Source organism: Amycolatopsis sp. SID8362, from assembly GCF_010550475.1.
GTDB classification, from domain to species: Bacteria; Actinomycetota; Actinomycetes; order Mycobacteriales; family Pseudonocardiaceae; genus Amycolatopsis; species Amycolatopsis eburnea.
Genome location: NZ_JAAGNB010000958.1, coordinates 1 through 872, shown reverse-complemented (window position 1 = coordinate 872; position 872 = coordinate 1). Strand labels below are relative to the sequence as shown.

Below are 872 nucleotides of genomic sequence, written 5' to 3'. Positions count from 1 at the left end.
TGGCGGACGCCGGTGGCACGCTCGCCATCGCCGCGGTCAACGGCCCGCGCTCGGTGGTCCTCGCCGGCGACGAGGCCGCGGTGCTCGCCGCGGCCGCCCGGCTGGCGGCCGACGGGCACAAGTCCCGGCTCCTGCCGGTGAGCCACGCCTTCCACTCGCCGCTGATGGACCCGATGCTCGACGAGTTCCGCGCCGTGGTCGAAGGCCTGACCTTCGCCGAGCCGCGGATCCCGCTGGTGTCCACCGTGACCGGGGCGACGGCGACCGCCGAGCAGGTGTGCTCGCCGGAGTACTGGGTCCGCCACGTCCGCGAAGCCGTCCGGTTCGACGCCGGGATCACCGCGCTGGCCGCGGCCGGCGTGACCGCGTTCGTCGAGCTGGGGCCCGACGGCGTGCTTTCCGCGATGGCGCAGGAGAACCTGGGCGAGGGATCCGGCGCGATGCTGCTGCCCGCCCTGCGCCGGGACCGCTCCGAGGAGCAGGCGATCACGACCCTGCTCGGCCGGCTGCACGTCCACGGCGTTCCCGTCGCCTGGAAGGAGTTCTTCGCCGGCACCGGCGCGACCCGTGTCGACCTGCCGACCTACGCCTTCCAGCGGCAGCGGTACTGGCCGGAGCCCGCTGTGTCCACTGTGGACACTGGGGACTCCGCCGACGCGGAGTTCTGGACCGCCGTGGAGGCCGCCGACTTCGACGCGCTGGCCACCACGCTCGCCGTCGACGGCGACTCGCTCGGCGCGGTGCTGCCCGCCCTGTCGGAGTGGCGCCGCCGGCGCCGCGAGGAGTCGGTCGTCGACGGCTGGCGCTACCGGGTCACCTGGAAGCCGCTGACGGCCACCGCGCCCGCCGCGTCCGGGACGTGGCTCGTCGCC

The 872-nt window shown here is 75.3% G+C and carries 1 protein-coding gene; it reads left to right on the top strand.

Features of this window, described 5'->3' with window-relative positions; translation table 11 throughout:
• The coding region (locus G3I65_RS29475) for an acyltransferase domain-containing protein (protein ID WP_160698990.1) at nucleotides 1–872 on the top strand (872 nt) is incomplete at both ends.